The sequence below is a fragment of the Polaromonas sp. P4_H1 genome, from assembly GCF_056400945.1.
Genome location: NZ_JBFUKG010000021.1, coordinates 60,008 through 75,630, shown reverse-complemented (window position 1 = coordinate 75,630; position 15,623 = coordinate 60,008). Strand labels below are relative to the sequence as shown.

Below are 15,623 nucleotides of genomic sequence, written 5' to 3'. Positions count from 1 at the left end.
GCTCAGGCAGCCTTCGGGTGCTGCCGCCGCCGCTGGAAGAAGCTTGAGCTTCGCCGCGCAGCGGTCGCGGCTCAGGTCCGCAGCTTGATGCCGAGGCGCTTCAATTGCTCTGTGCCTGCGGCGGTGATGCTCACCACGCGTGTGTGTTTTTTACGCTCTATCCAGCCCTGCTGCGTGAAGTGCGTTGCCAGCGCGGCACCGAGTGCACCACCCAGGTGGTCCTGCCGCTCCGACCAGTCCAGGCAGGTGCAGGCAAACTGCCGGCGCCTGCCGCGCACCTCGGTGACGTTGATGCCCAGCGCGCCGAGGGCCTGATCGCCTTTGGGCAAAAGTGCCAGGGCCTTCGGCAGGTCCTGGCTGGCGTCCGCTACCAGCCAGCCTTTGCGGCGCATCATGGCCAGCAGGGTCGTACCGAGTTCGCCGGCGAGATGGTCATAACAGTAGCGTGCCTGGCGGATCGGCTCAGGAGCTGCAGGGCTCGCGGATTTCGTCGTGCGCGGCGCAACGCGCATCAGCGACTCGACCAGATGAGCCACGTGCTCTGAAGCAAGGCGAAAATACTTGTGGCGGCCTTGCGCGGTGGATACCAGCAGGCCATCGTCAAGCAGCCGTTTGAGGTGCGAAGTGGCTGTGGCGGGCTCAATCCTCGCGCCGAGCGCCAGTTCCTTTGCGGTGAGTGCGCGGCCTTCCATCAGCAGTGCCAGCATCTGGATGCGGCGCGGATCGCCCACGGTGGATGCCAGCCTGGCAAGGTCGGGTTCTGCATTCATGATTTGATCCTAACCAAACTGTTGTTGCTCGACAAGCGGGGGGCGGCTGGCGACACTGGAGGTCTTGTCAAACAAACAGAGCGAGCAACCATGGCCCAGTACAGCGCAGAGATTCTCTGGCAGCGCGGCGGACAGGATTTTCCTGGCAACCGTTATGGCCAGCTATCGCCGTCAAATACAAGTTTTGCGTGGATTGTCATGCCGATGCGTGAGCAGATTGACCAGCTCCACCACGAAGCCCACGCAGAGTGTTTTATCGCCAACCCGGTCAAGACTGAAGTGTGCAGCGAGCCGGTGTATGCCCATGAGTGAAGGCGTTCTTCCACAACCCGGCAACCCGATCGAGGCGGTCACCCATGCCGACCCTTACCCCTACTACCGGCAGTTGCGGGAACAGCGGCCGCTGTATTTTGATGAAGGCCTGAAGCTCTGGGTGGCCAGCAGCCATGCCGTGATAGAAGAGGCCTTTCACAACGCGGCGCTGCGTGTGCGCCCGCCGGCCGAGCCGGTGCCCCAAGTCCTGCTGGGTACAGCCGCGGGCGAGGTTTTTGCCCAGCTGGTACGCATGACGGACGGTGAATTTCACGCTGCCCACAAGCCCGCGGTGGAGCAAGCCGCGCGCCGCTGGAGCCTGGCCGATGTGGCGCAGGCCAGTGAAGCGGCAGCACGGGATCTGGATCTGTTTGCCGCCGGGCCGCCCCAAGGCAAACATGGCCCCCTTGGGGGGCAGCGTAGCGTGGGGCTCAAATTTTCGCGTCTGACCGTCAACGATTTCATGGCTATGCTGCCGGTGCAGGCCATGGCGCGCCTGCTGGGCGTGCCTGGCGACAAGCTTGATGACACCGGCCGCTGGGTGCAGCAATTCACCCAGGGAATCGCGCCTGGCGCCCCGGCGCTGGCCGTGTCCCTGGCCGCCAGCGCCGCGGAGGCACTGATGGCGCAGGGCAGGGTGCTGGGTTTGTCGCCGGTGCAGGCCGCGAACCGCATCGCGTTTATGCAGCAATCGCTGGATGCCACATCAGGGTTGATTGGGCATACGGCACTGATGCTTGCGCAGAACCCGGCCCTTGCCGCCGCGGCGGACCGCTCGCAGGGCGCGATGCGCGAATTCGTGGCCGAGGTCGAACGCCATCAAGCGCCTATCCAGAACACGCGGCGCTTTGCCGCCGATCCCGTGGTGCTGGCGGGCCGGTCGATCGAGGCAGGGCAGGGCGTGCTGCTCGTGCTGGCCAGCGCCAACCGCGATGAAGCGCTTAACCCGCAGTCTGACTGCTTCGATCCGCAGCGTAGCGAACGCCGCAGCATGGGCTTCGGTGCGGGCGCCCATGCCTGCCCCGGCGCCGCAATCGCTATCGAAATAGTAGCCGCTTGCGTCCGATGGATCAGGGCTGAAGGTCGATTTGATGATTATTTTGGGCGTCAAATGGGTTTTCGGCCACTCGCCAACGCCCGCATCCCTGTTTTTGAAACCTGAAAGGAAGCAAATATGGTGTCCGTGATTTTCGAAGTCTGGCCTGATCCGGCCCATCGCGAGGGCTACCTGAACTGGGCGGCCGAACTCAAGAGCGAGCTGGTGAAGATGGACGGCTTTATTTCCATCGAACGCTTCCAGAGCTTGAGCGAGCCCGACAAGCTGCTGTCCCTGCAGTTCTGGCGCGACGACGCCTGCCTGACGGCCTGGCGCAACCTGGAAGCGCACCGCGCAGCGCAGGCTGCGGGCCGCAGCACCATGTTCAAGGACTATCGGCTGCGCATTGCCGAGGTGACGCGCGACTACGGGCTGAAGGAACGCGACGAGGCGCCGGCCGATTCACGCCAGGCGCACGGCTGAGGCCGCCGGGACTGTTTACGCCGCGCTCAAAGCGATGGAATTCTCCAGCGCCAGTCCGCCGCCGTAGCTGGCCTGCTGGGGCGGCGTGCCGCCCAGCGAAACCTTGATGGCGCAGTACTTGAATTCCGGGATCTTGGCGAACGGATCCAGCGCGGCATTGGTCAGCTTGTTGATGGCCGCCTCGTAGTAGCAGAAGGGCACGAAGACCGCACCGCGCGGCGAGCTTTCGTCGGCCCGCGCGTACAGCGCGACCTCCCCGCGGCGCGACGCTATGGTCACGACGTCGCCCGGTTTGCCGCCTAGGTCAGCAAGGTCAAGGGGGTGGACAAGGGCCACCGGATCGGGTTCGATCGCATCCAGCACCGTGGCGCGCCGCGTCATGCTGCCGGTGTGCCAGTGCTCCAACTGGCGGCCAGTGATCAGCACCATGGGGTACTCGGTGTCGGGGCGTTCGGCCGCCGGGATGATGTCGGCCGGCACGAAGCGCGCCCGGCCGTTGTCGCGCGGAAAATCCTCCACGAACACCACCGACTGGCCGGGGTCGCCTTCCTTCAGACAGGGGTAGGTGACCGCGTGCTCGCGATCCAGCCGGTCCCAGGTGATGCCTCCGATGCTGGGCATGGTGTGCCGCATCTCGTCGAACACTTCCGACACGTGCTTGTAGTTCCAGCCGCAACCCAGCTTGTTCGCGATCTCCTGGATGATCCACAGGTCCTGGCGCGCGTCGCCCGGCGGGTTGATGGCCTTGCGGCCCATCTGGACCAGACGGTCGGTGTTGGTAAAGCTGCCGTCCTTCTCGGGGAAGGCGCTCGCAGGCAGGATCACGTCGGCGAGGTAGGCCGTCTCGGTCAGGAAGATGTCCTGCACGACGAGGTGGTCCAGCGCCGCCAGTGACTCACGCGCATGGTTGGCGTCGGGATCGGACATCGCCGGGTTTTCGCCCTGGACGTACATGCCGCGGATGCCGCCCTTCTTGATGGCGTGCATCACCTCGACCACCGTGAGGCCTGGCTTGTCGTCCAGCGTGCCGGCCGGCACGTCCCAGGCCTTTTCGAAGGTGGCGCGCACCTTCGGGTCGGACACGTGCTGGTAGTCGGGAAACATCATCGGGATCAGGCCCGCGTCCGAGGCGCCCTGCACGTTATTCTGGCCGCGCAGCGGATGCAGGCCGGTGCCGGGACGTCCGATCTGGCCGGTCATCAGCGACAGGGCGATCAGGCAGCGCGCGTTGTCAGTGCCGTGCACATGCTGCGACACGCCCATGCCCCACAGGATCATGGAGGCCTTCGAGCTGGCATAGAGCCGTGCGACATAGCGCAGCGTGTCAGCGTCGATACCGCAGATCGGCGCCATCAGCTCGGGCGTATAGCCCTCGACATTCTTGCGCAGCTCCTCGTAGCCGATGGTGCGGCTGGCGATGAACTCCTCGTCCACCAGGCCCTCGGTCACGATGACATTCATCATCGCGTTGAGCATCGGCACGTCGGTGTCGGGCTTGAATTGCAGGTGCCGGTGCGCCATGCGCGTCAGGTCCGAGCGGCGCGGGTCCATCACGACCAGCTTGGTGCCGTTCTTCACGGCGTTTTTGATCCAGGTCGCGGCCACCGGGTGGTTCACTGTCGGGTTGGCGCCGATGATGACCACCACTTCGGCCTTGGTGACGTCCATCACGGGGTTGGACACGGCGCCGGAGCCAATGCCCTCGAGCAATGCAACGACCGAAGAGGCGTGGCACAGGCGGGTGCAATGGTCGACGTTGTTGCTGCCGAAACCGGTACGCACCAGCTTCTGGAACAGGTAGGCTTCTTCGTTGCTGCCCTTGGCGGAGCCGAAGCCGGCCAGGGATTTCTTGCCGTACTGGTCACGAATGGCGGCGAGCTTGCCGCCGGCGAACTCCAGTGCTTCTTCCCAGCTGGCTTCGCGGAACACGTCCATCACGCGGTCAGGGTCCATGGTGAAGTCGCCGGTTTTCGGCATGCCTTCGCGGCGGATCAGCGGTTTGGTCAGGCGCTGCGGGTGGTGGGCGTAGTCAAAGCCGTAGCGGCCCTTGACGCAAAGCCGGTTGTGGTTGGCCGGGCCGTCACGGCCCTCCACGAACAGGATCTTGTCGTCTTTTACGTTGTAGGTAAGCTGGCAGCCGACGCCGCAGTAGGGGCAGACAGAAGCCACCTGTTTGTCGGGTACCGCGAGCGCAGCATCGCGGGCCGGCATCAGCGCACCGGTGGGACAGGCTTGCACGCATTCGCCACAGGCAACGCAGGTTGAGCTTCCCATGGAGTCATCCATGTCGAAAACGATTTTGGCCTGGTCGCCCCGGAATGCCAGTCCGATCACGTCGTTGACCTGTTCGTCGCGGCAGGCGCGCAGGCAACGCGTGCACTGGATGCAGGCGTCGAGGTTGACGGCGATGGCCGGGTGTGTCAGGTCCTGGCGCACCTGCTGGCGTGCCTCGAAGCGCGGCTTGCCGACGCCGATTTTGCTGGCCCACTGGTCCACCTCGTTGTTGCGGGTGTATTCCTTCTCGGGCATGTCGGACAGCAGCAGCTCAAGCACCATCTTCTGCGATGCCACGGCGCGCTCGCTGTCGGTGACGACTTTCATGCCGGCCGTCGGCGCGCGGCAGCAGGAGGGCGCCAGCACCCGTTCACCGTTGATTTCGACCATGCAGGAGCGGCAGTTGCCTACCGCCTCCATGCCTTCCTTGTAGCAAAGGTGGGGGATCTCCACGCCTTCGCGTTTTGCCACCTGCAGCAGGGTTTCGGTGGCCCGTCCGGTCACTTCACGGCCGTTGAGGCTGAAGCTCACGAGCGGCACGTCAAGCTGGGCTAGTTCATGTCTGGTAATCGCGTTCATCGTGGTCCTTAAATTCAGCAGGTTCAGCAAAGCTGCTCAGGCCGCAGCGCCGGGCCGCCCCAAGCAAGGCCAGCCCCCTCGGGGGGCAGCGCAGTACGCGAAGCGACAAGCGTGGGGGCTCATAGTTCGTGCGGGAAATATTTGATAACGCAGTCCATCGGGTTGGGTGCCGCTTGGCCCAAGCCGCAGATCGATGCATCGCGCATGACCAGCGACAGGTCTGCCAGCAGTGCCAGATCCCATTTGGGCTTTTCCATCAGATGCGCGGCCTTGGCCGTGCCGACGCGGCAGGGCGTGCACTGGCCGCAAGACTCGTGGTGGAAGAATCGCATCATGTTGCGCGCCGCATTGGTGGCGGTGTCCTGGTCGGACAGCACGATCACGGCGGCCGATCCGATGAAGCAGCCATAGGGCTGCAGCGTGTCGAAATCCAGCGGGATGTTGTTCATGGTGGCCGGCAGAATGCCACCCGATGCGCCGCCCGGCAGGTAGGCGTAGAAGGTGTGCCCGTCCTGCATTCCGCCGCAGTGTTCGTCGATCAATTCCTGGATGGTGATACCCGCGGGCGCCAGTTTGACCCCCGGGCTCTTCACGCGACCCGAGACCGAGAACGAGCGCAGGCCCTTGCGCCCGTTGCGGCCGTGCGAGGTGAACCAGGCGCCGCCTTTTTCCAGGATCTCGCGTACCCAGAACAGGGTCTCGAAGTTGTGTTCCAGCGTCGGCCGGCCGAACAGGCCTACTTGCGCCACATAGGGCGGGCGCAGCCGCGGCATGCCGCGCTTGCCTTCGATCGATTCGATCATGGCCGACTCTTCGCCGCAGATGTAGGCGCCGGCGCCGCGGCGCAACTCGATTTGCGGCATGCCGGCCATGGGAGGGGCGAGCCTGAGCTTGTCCAGCTCGGTTTCGAGCATGGCGCGGCAGCCATGGTATTCGTCGCGCAGGTAGATATAGATCTTCTCGATGCCCACGGCCCAGGCGGCGATCAGCATGCCTTCAAGGAAGCGGTGCGGGTCGCGTTCGAGATAGACACGGTCCTTGAAGGTGCCCGGTTCGCCCTCGTCGATGTTGACCGCCATCAGGCGCGGGCCGGCTTCGGCGCGAACAATGCGCCACTTGCGGCCGGCCGGAAAACCGGCGCCACCCAGGCCGCGCAGGCCAGAATCTTCCATGGTTTTGAGGACTGATTCGACGTCGCGGTCTCCCGAGACGCATTGCCCGAGCAGCGCATAACCGCCGGCGGCCCGGTAGCTGGAAAAGTCGACAAAGTCTTCGGGGGCGTGCTGCGCAGCCCCCGCTGCCACGGTGGCCACGACAGCTTCAGCGGTGGCGTTCGGTACCGGGTTTTGCCCAACCACCGCGGCAGGCGCCTGCTCGCAGCGGCCTATGCAAGGCGCCGCGATCACGCGTACCTCGCGGCCCAGCAGGGCAGGCAGCCGGGCCAGTAAATCGCGTGCGCCCGCCATCTCGCAGGACAGGCCATCGCATACGCGCACGGTGAGCGGCGCCGGCGCGGCTTCACCTTCCTTGACCACGTCGAAATGATGGTAGAAAGTCGCGACCTCATACACCTCGGTTTGCGCCAGGCGCATCTCCTGCGCCAGCGCCGCCAGGTGGGCTGCCGACAGGTGGCCAAAGTGATCCTGGATCTTGTGCAGGTGTTCGATGAGCAGGTCGGCCTGACGCGACTCGGAGCCCAGCAGGCGTTGCACGTCGGCCAGCGCGCTCGGGTCCACGCGGCGTCCCTTGGGTGCCTGGCGTTTTCGCTCCTTGGAAACCGCTTGCACGACGGCAATAGGGATGATGGGATGGTTCATGGGGGCTCGCTTACATTTGCATTTTGTTTGGAATCGACTCGCGGGACGCCCGCGCCGCGGGCTCGCCGGTACTTTGCGCGTGGTTCAGATCACCCGTTCTGCGCGCAATTCCGCGATATACCCTGCGCCATAACCCAATTGCGCCAGAACCTCGTCGGTGTGCTCGCCCAGCAGGGGAGAGCGTGTCACCTCGGTGGGGCTGTCCGACATCTTGATCGGGTTGCCCACGGTCAGGTATTTGCCGCGCGTGGGATGGTCAACTTCGACGATGGTGCCGGTTTCGCGCAGGGCAGGCTCCTCGGCGATCTCCTTCATCGACAGAATCGGTCCGCAGGGGATGTCGTACTTGTTGAGAATCTCCATGGCCTCGAACTTGGTCTTGGTCATGGTCCATTGCTCGATGCGAGCAAAAATCGGCTTCAGGTGCAGCAGACGCGCCGCGGGCGTTTCGAATGCCTCGTCGGTGATCCAGCCTTCCTCGCCAATCACCTTGCACACGGCGGGCCACACGGCCGCCTGCGTGATGAAGTAAATGTAGGCGTTGGGGTCGGTTTCCCAGCCCTTGCACTTGAGGACGGAGCCGGGCTGGCCGCCGCCCGATGCGTTGCCCGCGCGCGGCACGGCGTCGTGGAACTTGCCGTCCGGGTATTGCGGGTATTCGTGCAAGGTGTGTGTTCGCTCCAGGCGCTGCTGGTCGCGCAGCTTGACGCGGCACAGGTTCAGCACCGCGTCCTGCATCGGCGCGAGCACCTTCTGGCCGCGGCCTGTCGTGTTGCGCTGGTACAGTGCCGCGACTATGCCCAGGGCCAGGTGCAGGCCGGTGCCGCTGTCGCCGATCTGCGCGCCCGTGACGATCGGCGGGCCGTCGTCGAAACCGGTGGTGGAGGCGGCTCCGCCCGCGCATTGCGCCACGTTTTCATAGACCTTGAGGTCTTCGTACCGGCCGGGGCCGAAGCCCTTGACCGACGCCACGATCATCCGCGGGTTGATCGACTGGATATGCTCCCAGGTGATGCCCATGCGGTCCAGCGCACCGGGGGCGAAGTTTTCAACCATCACGTCGCACTGCTTGATGAGCCTGTCCAGGACTTCCCGGCCCTTGGCACTCTTGGTATCCAGGGTAATCGAGCGCTTGTTGTGGTTCAGCATGGTGAAATACAGGCTGTCCACTCCGGGGATGTCACGCAGCTGCCCGCGCGTCGCGTCGCCTTCGCCGGCGCGCTCCACCTTGATCACGTCGGCACCGAACCAGGCCAGCAACTGGGTACAGGTGGGGCCCGACTGGACGTGGGTGAAATCAAGAATGCGAACGCCGTCTAACGCTTTGCTCATGAAAAATCCTGCTGGGAAGTTGAATCGGTTACTGGTACACGGTTTGAGCCATGGTGCCGGACGCCCAAGCGGCCGGTTATCCCCCTATGTTAATCACTGCGCCAGCGACGTGCCTTTGACACCTGTGCCGTGCTGGATTTCAAGTTCCGTGAGGCGTTTGCGCAGGTTGCGCTCCTCGGCGAAGCGGCTGGTTTCATCGCGGATGGCCGCAACAATGGCCGACACCTTGCCGTCCGCAGAGTGAAGCAGGGCAACGGTAAACGCAATGGAGATTGCGTGCCCATCCTTGTGCATGGCAGGTACCCGCAGCACGTCATTGCCATACCGGGTTTGCCCCGTTGCCATGGTTTTGTGGTAGCCATCCCAGTGACGCTGTTGCTGGCGCTGCGGAATGATCAGGTCCAGCGACTGGCCCAGGGCCTCGCTTTCGGTGAAGCCGAACATGCGCTCGGCGGCAGGGTTCCACAGCACGATGGTGCCACCGGCGTCGGAGGCCACGATCGCATCGCCTATTGCCTCCACGAGTTGTTTCATATCAATTCCGGATTGCATGGGCCTACTCCTTGTGCTGAAAAAAGGTCTCTGAAGTAAAGACGGCGCCTGGGTCGGGCGCCGTTCCACATTGAAGGGTCGCTGTTCAGATGCCCGTTTTAGACCGCCTTGTTGGCGTGCATTGTTGCGATCTGGTCCTTGCTGTAGCCCAGTTCAGCCAACACCTCGTCGGTGTGCTCGCCCAACAGGGGCGAGGCCGTGACTTCGGGTTTGAGGTCCGAGAACTTGATCGGGCTGCCGATCGTGTAGTAGCTGCCGCGCACCTTGTGCGGCACTTCGACGATGGAGCCGCTCTTGCGCAGCGACTCGTCGCGCAGCAGTTCTTTCATGGACAGCACCGGGGCGCAAGGGATGTCGAACTTGCGGAAGATGTCGACCGCTTCGAACTTGGTCTTGTCCTTGATGAAGTCTTCGATGGTGGCGAAGATGTCCATGATGTGCGGCTGGCGACCCTTGGGCGTGTTGTAGGCCGGATCGGTCTTCCACTCGGGTTTGCCCAGTGCGTCGCAGATCGGCTCCCAGGCGTGGCCCTGGACCGTGAAGTAGATGTAGGCGTTGGGGTCGGTTTCCCAGCCCTTGCACTTCAGGATCCAGCCCGGCTGGCCGCCGCCGCCGGCATTGCCGCCGCGCGGCGTCACCTTGTCGGCGAAAGCTTCCATCTCGTGCGGGTACTGCGGGTATTCCTCGAGGTAGCCCACCTTCTCCAGGCGCTGCTGGTCGCGCATCTTGACGCGGCACAGGTTCAGCACGGCGTCCTGCATGGCCACGGCCACCTTCTGGCCCTTGCCGGTCTGCTGGCGGCCGATGATGGCCGTCAGGATGCCGATGGCCAGGTGCATGCCGGTGTTGGTGTCACCCAGGGCAGCAGCGGAAATCGTGGGCTCGGAGTTCTCGCCCTTCCACCAGCCGGTGGTGGAGGCGGCGCCGCCGGCGCATTGGGCCACGTTCTCGTAGACCTTGAGGTCTTCGTAGTGGTGGCCTTCGCTGAAGCCCTTGACCGAGGCCAGGATCATCTTGGGGTTGAGCTTCTGGATGTACTCCCAGGTGAAGCCCATGCGGTCCAGCGCGCCGGGGCCAAAGTTTTCGACCATGACGTCGGATTCCTTGATCAGCCGCTCGAGCACCTCCTTGCCTTCGGGCTTCTTGGTGTCCAGCGTCAGACCGCGCTTGTTGCTGTTGAGCATGGTGAAGTACAGCGCGTCGGCATCGGGGATGTCGCGCAACTGGCTGCGCGTGACGTCGCCCGAACCGGGGCGCTCGACCTTGATGACGTCGGCGCCGAACCAGGCCAGCATCTGCGTGCAAGCCGGGCCGGCCTGCACATGGGTGAAGTCGATGATCTTGATGCCGTTAAGCGGTTTGTTTGACATTTTCCATATCTCCTTGTGAATTGCTCGGGGTAATTTACTTCTTTTTCGCAGCGCTTTGCGGGTTCAGGCTGGTGATGCGGCCACTCTCGGTGCCGGCGGTCTCATCGATGACGGCATTGATCAGGGTTGGCCTGCCGGACTTGATCGCTTCGTCCATGGCGCGGCGCAGTTCGGCCGGGGTGGTGGCGTTCACGCCGACACCACCGAAGGCTTCCATCAGCTTGTCGTAGCGCGCGTTCTTGACGAACACGGTGGGGGCCACGTCGGGGGTGCCGGACGAGTTGACGTCGGTGCCGCGGTACACGCCGTTGTTGTTCATGATGACCACGCACACCGGCAGGTTGTAACGGCAGATGGTCTCGACTTCCATGCCGCTGAAGCCGAAGGCGCTGTCGCCCTCGATGGCGACGACCGGCTTTTTGGTGACCACGGCTGCGGCCACGGCAAAGCCCATGCCGATGCCCATGATGCCCCAGGTGCCGACGTCCAGGCGCTTGCGCGGCTGGTACATGTCCACGATGCTGCGCGTGAAGTCCAGCGCGTTGGCGCCTTCGTTCACCATGATGGTCTCCGGGTTGGCCTTGAAGACGTCGCGGACCACAGCCAGGGCGCTGTGGAAATTCATTGGCGACGGGTTCTTGTTCAGGGTCTCGGCCATCTTGGCGATGTTCTTGCTCTTGCGCTCGGCGATGGCACCCAGCCAATCGGCCGGCGGCTTGGCCCAGCCTGAACCAATGCCGGCCAGCAGGGCCGAGACGCAGGAGCCGATGTCGCCGACGAGCGGGGCGTCGATGGCCACGTTGCTGTCGGCCTCGGTGGGGGAGATATCGATCTGGATGAATTTCTGGCGGCCCCAGTCCTTGTGGTCCTTGCCGCCCCAGGTCTTGCCCTTGCCGTGCGAGAGCAGCCAGTTTAGGCGCGCGCCGATCAGCAGCACCACGTCAGCTTCGGGCAGCACATAGGAACGCGCGGCCGCGGCGGACTGCTCATGCGTGTCAGGCAGGAGGCCCTTGGCCATGGACATCGGCAGGTAGGGGATGCCAGTCTTCTCGACCAAGGCACGGACCTCGGCATCGGCCTGGGCATAGGCTGCGCCCTTGCCCAGCAGGATGAGAGGGCGTTTGGCGCCCTTGAGCAGGTCCAGCGCACGCTGGACGGCGTCGGGCGCTGGAATCTGGCGCGGGGCCGGATCGACGACCTTGATCAGGGAGTCCTTGCCGGCTTGCGCGTCCATGGTCTGCGCGAACAGCTTGGCGGGCAGGTCCAGATAGACGCCGCCTGGCCGGCCAGAGACGGCGGAGCGGATAGCGCGCGCGATGCCCACGCCAATGTCTTCGGCGTTCAGCACGCGGAAAGCCGCCTTGCACAGGGGCTTGGCGATGGCCAGCTGATCCATCTCTTCATAGTCGCCCTGCTGCAGGTCGACGATTTCGCGCTCGCTGGAGCCGCTGATCAGGATCATCGGGAAGCAATTCGTCGTCGCGTTGGCCAGCGCGGTCAGGCCATTCAGGAAGCCGGGGGCGGAAACCGTCAGGCAGATGCCTGGCTTCTGCGTCAGAAAGCCGGCGATGGCGGCGGCATTGCCGGCGTTCTGCTCGTGACGAAATGAAATGACCCGCATGCCTTCGGCTTGCGCCATACGCGTCAGATCGGTGATGGGAATACCGGGCAGACCGAAGATTGTGTCGATCCCGTTGAGTTTCAGGGCATCGATTACAAGATGAAACCCGTCGGTCAGTTCTGGTGATTGAGTGTCGTTTGTCATGATGAAATGTCTCTTCGTTTGACTTCGATAAAGGTTGAGCTAGCGGCTGGCAATATCGGTTGGCGCCAGAAAAAAACCGTTGACTCAAGCCAACGCCTCCGTAGGTGGATTTCCCGCCTCGCTCGTCTGCCCAGGCGGGTCATTCACACCGTCGAGGTATCATAGGAATTGATCCAGTTTTCACCATTGACCACGGTCAACTTTCGCTGTATTTGAAGCGGGCGAAAGACTGAATCCTGCATCCCTCCTACCCTAACGTATTCATGTCATCCATACAAAACCATCCCGAGAGAAACGTCATTCGCGTCCAGCTGGCGCAGAACATCGTTCTGAAGGGAATGACCGCAGAACAAAGCGCAGAACTTGAATCACACCTGGTCATTGTTGACTGCCAGAAGGGGGAGACGCTCCTGAATCAGGGCGCGCACGAAATGGAGCAGTATTTCATCCTGGAGGGCATCCTGAAGCGGGTCGTGACCAATCAGGAGGCCAAGGAGATGATTCTTCGCTTTGCCGATGAGCGTGACATGGAAACCAGCTATGCAGCCTGGCGGCTGGGTACGCCGACGCCTTACAGCACCGTTTGCGTGACCAAAGTGCGGGTGGCCAAGCTGCCGCTGCCGGAATGGGTGGCATTCCTGGAGCGCCACCACGAGATCAAACAGTCCTTCGAGTATTACGTCATGCGCCTGATGAGCGAGATCATGGCTCACACCATCACGCTGCACCTGCTGGATGCACCGGGGCGTGTCCAGCGCTTCCGGCGCAAACATCCCGAGCTGTTTGACCGCATCCCGAAGAAGGAGCTGGCGTCCTACCTGAATCTGTCGGCGGAAACCCTTAGCCGGCTGAAGCAGCGCGGCAAGATATAAGCGCCTCCAGGAGGGCCCCGCGGGGCGGGCCGCGACTTCGACTGCAGGCGCCAGAGCGCCTATTTTCCAGTGTCTAGTATTTGGCCGATGTGAATCGCCGGGTCGTGGCCATCAGGCGCAACTGGTTGTCGACGCGCGCAGTGCCGGCCACCGTACTGGCCACCCTGGCGGCTTCCGCGCTTTCCTGCGCGTTCAGAACGATCCCGCTGAGGACCACCTGGCCTGCATCTGATTCGATGCTGATGTTGATATCGCGGGTCGATTCATGGTCTTTCAGCGCCGCCCGGACGCGCGCGTTCAGTGCCAGGTTTGCCAGCATCGCCCTCGACTCCGGGGTTTCCTGGAATTCCGGCCTGCTGGCCAGCTGCTGGATCTGGGCCACGCAGCTTTCCACGGACACGCGATCGGTGTTGAGTACCAGATCGTAGAGCAGCGGGTCACCCCAGGTCACGCCGAACTGTTCATGCATGCGTGAGGCGTGGGCGCCGTCGCTGCGCTGTACCTCCGCCTCGGCAAATGCCTTGTCGTCCGTGCCCAGGTGGTCCATCAGCCACTCCACGCGTTTTTTGAACGAGCGGGTTACCCGAACCCGCACCACATGCTGCACAGGGCGCAGCAGGCAGGTCGCGCCCCAGCCACGCAGCACGATATTGCCTTTGTCGGCCAGGTCGAAAACTTCCTGTGCGGTGTACACGGCAACCCGTTCCTTGTCCGTGGTCAGGCGCTCGACCAGGCCGGCCTTGCCTTCCCGCAACCGGCTGATCAGGCTGCCGGGCACGTGCATCCTATCGGCCACATGTTCCTGCACCTCATGGCGCATCACGGCCAGATTGGCTGTCTGGGCCAGCTGCAGGGAGACGTCCTTGGCGAGGGAACCCATCTCCTGGGTCATGGCGATTACCGGCATGGTGTTTCTCCTCGGGGTTTAATCAACAGGTTGCTCTGCCGCGAACTCCGCATGTTTGGGAGGGCGAATTTTGGCCAGAATGCGGGAGATCAGCGGCCAGAACAGCAGGATCATGGCCAGCGTGCTGATGCCGCCAACCAGCGGGTTGGACCACATGATGGACACCTCGCCCTGGGAAACCAGCATGGCCTGGCGGAAGGAGTCTTCGGCCTTGTCGCCCAGTACCAGTGCCAGGACCAGCGGTGCCAGCGGATAGTCCAGCTTCTTGAAGAGGTAGCCGATCACGCCGAACAGCATCATGAACCAGATGTCCAGCATGGCGTTGTGGACTGTGTAGGCACCTATGGCGCAGATCACCACGATCACCGGGGCAATGATGGAAAACGGAATGCGCAGGATGGAGGCGAACAGCGGCACCGTGGTCAGCACGACGATCAGTCCGACCAGGTTGCCCAGGTACATGCTGGCGATCAGGCCCCAGACAAAGTCTTTTTGCTCCACGAACAGCAGCGGCCCGGGCTGCAGGCCCCAGATCAGCAAACCGCCCAGCAGCACGGCAGCGGTCGGCGAGCCTGGGATACCCAGGGCCAGCATGGGCAGCAGGGCGCTCGTGCCCGCAGCATGTGCGGCAGTTTCAGGGGCGATGACGCCCTCGATTTCGCCGGTGCCGAACTTGGCCCCGTTCTTGGACATTTTCTTGGCCAGGCCATAACTCATGAACGATGCAGGCGTTGCGCCGCCGGGGGTGATGCCCATCCAGATGCCGATCAGGGAACTGCGCAGCGAGGTCATCCAGTATTTGGGCAGCTTCTTCCACGTCTCCAGCACCACCTTGGGGTCGATCTTGGCGCTTTTGCCGGAGAAGGCCAGGCCTTCTTCCATGGACAACAGGATTTCGCCGATGCCGAACAGGCCGATCACGGCGATCAGGAAGTCGAAGCCGCGCATCAGGTCAGGAATACCGAAGGTCAGGCGCAGCTGGCCGGTAACCGTGTCCATGCCCACGGCCGCCAGTGCAAAACCGATGGCCATGGAGGCCAGAATCTTGAACGGGGAGCCTTTGCCCATGCCCACGAAGCTGCAGAAAGTCAGCAGGTAGACGGCAAAAAATTCGGGCGGGCCGAACTTGAGTGCGAATTTGGCAACCAGCGGCGCCAGGAAGGTAATCATCAATACGGCCACGAAAGCGCCGATGAACGACGAAGTGAAAGCTGTCGTCAGCGCCGCGCCGGCCTGCCCATTCTGGGCCATGGGGTAGCCGTCGAAGGTGGTGGCTACCGACCAGGGTTCACCCGGTATGTTGAACAGGATCGAGGTGATCGCCCCGCCGAACAGCGCGCCCCAGTAGATGCACGACAGCATGATGATGGCCGAGGTCGGCGACATGGTAAAGGTCAGCGGCAGCAGGATGGCCACGCCGTTGGCGCCGCCCAGGCCGGGCAGCACTCCGATCAGTACGCCAAGAATGATGCCGACGAACATCAGTACGATGTTCATCGGCGTCAAGATGACGCTGAATCCGTGAAAAAGCGCGTTTAGTTCGTCCATTTCATT

13 protein-coding genes are annotated in these 15,623 nt (G+C 63.2%); 4 read left to right on the top strand and 9 right to left on the bottom strand.

The genetic code is table 11. The annotated features are described in order from the left end of the window. Positions 1 to 71 precede the first annotated feature (71 nt). The gene (locus AC1DS5_RS22170; RefSeq protein ID WP_477720411.1) at positions 72 to 770 is read right to left on the bottom strand and encodes an ArsR/SmtB family transcription factor; all 699 of its coding nucleotides are present in this window, start codon (positions 768 to 770) and stop codon (positions 72 to 74) included. 3 nt (positions 771 to 773) lie between these two features. On the opposite strand from AC1DS5_RS22170, the gene AC1DS5_RS22165 reads away from it, so the two are divergent. The 3 genes from AC1DS5_RS22165 to AC1DS5_RS22155 are packed head-to-tail and all read left to right on the top strand — an operon-like array spanning position 774 to position 2,601. Beyond that, positions 774 to 1,082, top strand: coding sequence for a hypothetical protein (locus AC1DS5_RS22165; protein ID WP_477720410.1), 309 nt, complete (start codon positions 774 to 776; stop codon positions 1,080 to 1,082). Next, positions 1,075 to 2,244, top strand: coding sequence for a cytochrome P450 (locus tag AC1DS5_RS22160; protein WP_477720409.1), 1,170 nt, complete (start codon positions 1,075 to 1,077; stop codon positions 2,242 to 2,244). The genes AC1DS5_RS22165 and AC1DS5_RS22160 overlap by 8 nt, the downstream gene beginning before the upstream one ends. 12 nt (positions 2,245 to 2,256) lie before the next feature. Beyond that, complete coding sequence (locus tag AC1DS5_RS22155; RefSeq protein WP_477720408.1) at positions 2,257 to 2,601, top strand: antibiotic biosynthesis monooxygenase family protein; 345 nt, start codon at positions 2,257 to 2,259, stop codon at positions 2,599 to 2,601. 15 nt (positions 2,602 to 2,616) lie between these two features. On the opposite strand, the gene fdhF is transcribed toward AC1DS5_RS22155, so the two are convergent. The 6 genes from fdhF to oxc all read right to left on the bottom strand — a co-directional run bounded on the left by fdhF (position 2,617) and on the right by oxc (position 12,290). Next, a complete protein-coding gene (fdhF, locus tag AC1DS5_RS22150; protein WP_477720407.1) occupies positions 2,617 to 5,454 on the bottom strand; it encodes a formate dehydrogenase subunit alpha in 2,838 nt (945 codons plus the stop codon). A gap of 119 nt (positions 5,455 to 5,573) precedes the next feature. Continuing rightward, complete coding sequence (locus tag AC1DS5_RS22145; RefSeq protein ID WP_477720406.1) at positions 5,574 to 7,271, bottom strand: NAD(P)H-dependent oxidoreductase subunit E; 1,698 nt, start codon at positions 7,269 to 7,271, stop codon at positions 5,574 to 5,576. An 84-nt stretch (positions 7,272 to 7,355) separates the two neighbouring features. Then, complete coding sequence (gene frc / locus AC1DS5_RS22140; RefSeq protein ID WP_477720405.1) at positions 7,356 to 8,603, bottom strand: formyl-CoA transferase; 1,248 nt, start codon at positions 8,601 to 8,603, stop codon at positions 7,356 to 7,358. Between the two features lie 93 nt (positions 8,604 to 8,696). After that, positions 8,697 to 9,155 carry a PAS domain-containing protein gene (locus AC1DS5_RS22135; RefSeq protein WP_477720404.1) on the bottom strand — a complete coding sequence of 153 codons (459 nt, stop codon included), beginning with the start codon at positions 9,153 to 9,155 and terminating at the stop codon, positions 8,697 to 8,699. Between the two features lie 98 nt (positions 9,156 to 9,253). Then, entirely contained in the window at positions 9,254 to 10,525 is a 1,272-nt protein-coding gene (frc, locus tag AC1DS5_RS22130) for a formyl-CoA transferase (RefSeq protein ID WP_477720403.1), read from the bottom strand. Between the two features lie 34 nt (positions 10,526 to 10,559). Beyond that, complete coding sequence (gene oxc, locus AC1DS5_RS22125) at positions 10,560 to 12,290, bottom strand: oxalyl-CoA decarboxylase (protein ID WP_477720402.1); 1,731 nt, start codon at positions 12,288 to 12,290, stop codon at positions 10,560 to 10,562. Positions 12,291 to 12,553: 263 nt separating this feature from the next. Between oxc and AC1DS5_RS22120 the strand changes: the two genes are divergently transcribed. Then, a complete protein-coding gene (locus AC1DS5_RS22120) occupies positions 12,554 to 13,162 on the top strand; it encodes a Crp/Fnr family transcriptional regulator (protein ID WP_477720401.1) in 609 nt (202 codons plus the stop codon). A gap of 73 nt (positions 13,163 to 13,235) precedes the next feature. Here the strand turns inward: AC1DS5_RS22120 and AC1DS5_RS22115 are convergent, their stop codons facing one another. Beyond that, positions 13,236 to 14,069 carry a cytidylate kinase family protein gene (locus tag AC1DS5_RS22115; RefSeq protein ID WP_477720400.1) on the bottom strand — a complete coding sequence of 278 codons (834 nt, stop codon included), beginning with the start codon at positions 14,067 to 14,069 and terminating at the stop codon, positions 13,236 to 13,238. Between the two features lie 18 nt (positions 14,070 to 14,087). Beyond that, complete coding sequence (locus AC1DS5_RS22110) at positions 14,088 to 15,617, bottom strand: tripartite tricarboxylate transporter permease (RefSeq protein WP_477720399.1); 1,530 nt, start codon at positions 15,615 to 15,617, stop codon at positions 14,088 to 14,090. Positions 15,618 to 15,623: the final 6 nt, after the last annotated feature.

Bases quoted from the DNA above. Each gene is read 5' to 3' on its own strand.
- AC1DS5_RS22170 (WP_477720411.1), bottom strand. From the start codon at position 770: ATGAATGCAGAACCCGACCTTGCCAGGCTGGCATCCACCGTGGGCGAT.
- AC1DS5_RS22160 (WP_477720409.1), top strand. From the start codon at position 1,075: ATGAGTGAAGGCGTTCTTCCACAACCCGGCAACCCGATCGAGGCGGTC.
- AC1DS5_RS22155 (WP_477720408.1), top strand. From the start codon at position 2,257: ATGGTGTCCGTGATTTTCGAAGTCTGGCCTGATCCGGCCCATCGCGAG.
- fdhF (WP_477720407.1), bottom strand. From the start codon at position 5,454: ATGAACGCGATTACCAGACATGAACTAGCCCAGCTTGACGTGCCGCTC.
- AC1DS5_RS22145 (WP_477720406.1), bottom strand. From the start codon at position 7,271: ATGAACCATCCCATCATCCCTATTGCCGTCGTGCAAGCGGTTTCCAAG.
- frc (WP_477720405.1), bottom strand. From the start codon at position 8,603: ATGAGCAAAGCGTTAGACGGCGTTCGCATTCTTGATTTCACCCACGTC.
- AC1DS5_RS22135 (WP_477720404.1), bottom strand. From the start codon at position 9,155: ATGCAATCCGGAATTGATATGAAACAACTCGTGGAGGCAATAGGCGAT.
- frc (WP_477720403.1), bottom strand. From the start codon at position 10,525: ATGTCAAACAAACCGCTTAACGGCATCAAGATCATCGACTTCACCCAT.
- oxc (WP_477720402.1), bottom strand. From the start codon at position 12,290: ATGACAAACGACACTCAATCACCAGAACTGACCGACGGGTTTCATCTT.
- AC1DS5_RS22120 (WP_477720401.1), top strand. From the start codon at position 12,554: ATGTCATCCATACAAAACCATCCCGAGAGAAACGTCATTCGCGTCCAG.
- AC1DS5_RS22115 (WP_477720400.1), bottom strand. From the start codon at position 14,069: ATGCCGGTAATCGCCATGACCCAGGAGATGGGTTCCCTCGCCAAGGAC.
- AC1DS5_RS22110 (WP_477720399.1), bottom strand. From the start codon at position 15,617: ATGGACGAACTAAACGCGCTTTTTCACGGATTCAGCGTCATCTTGACG.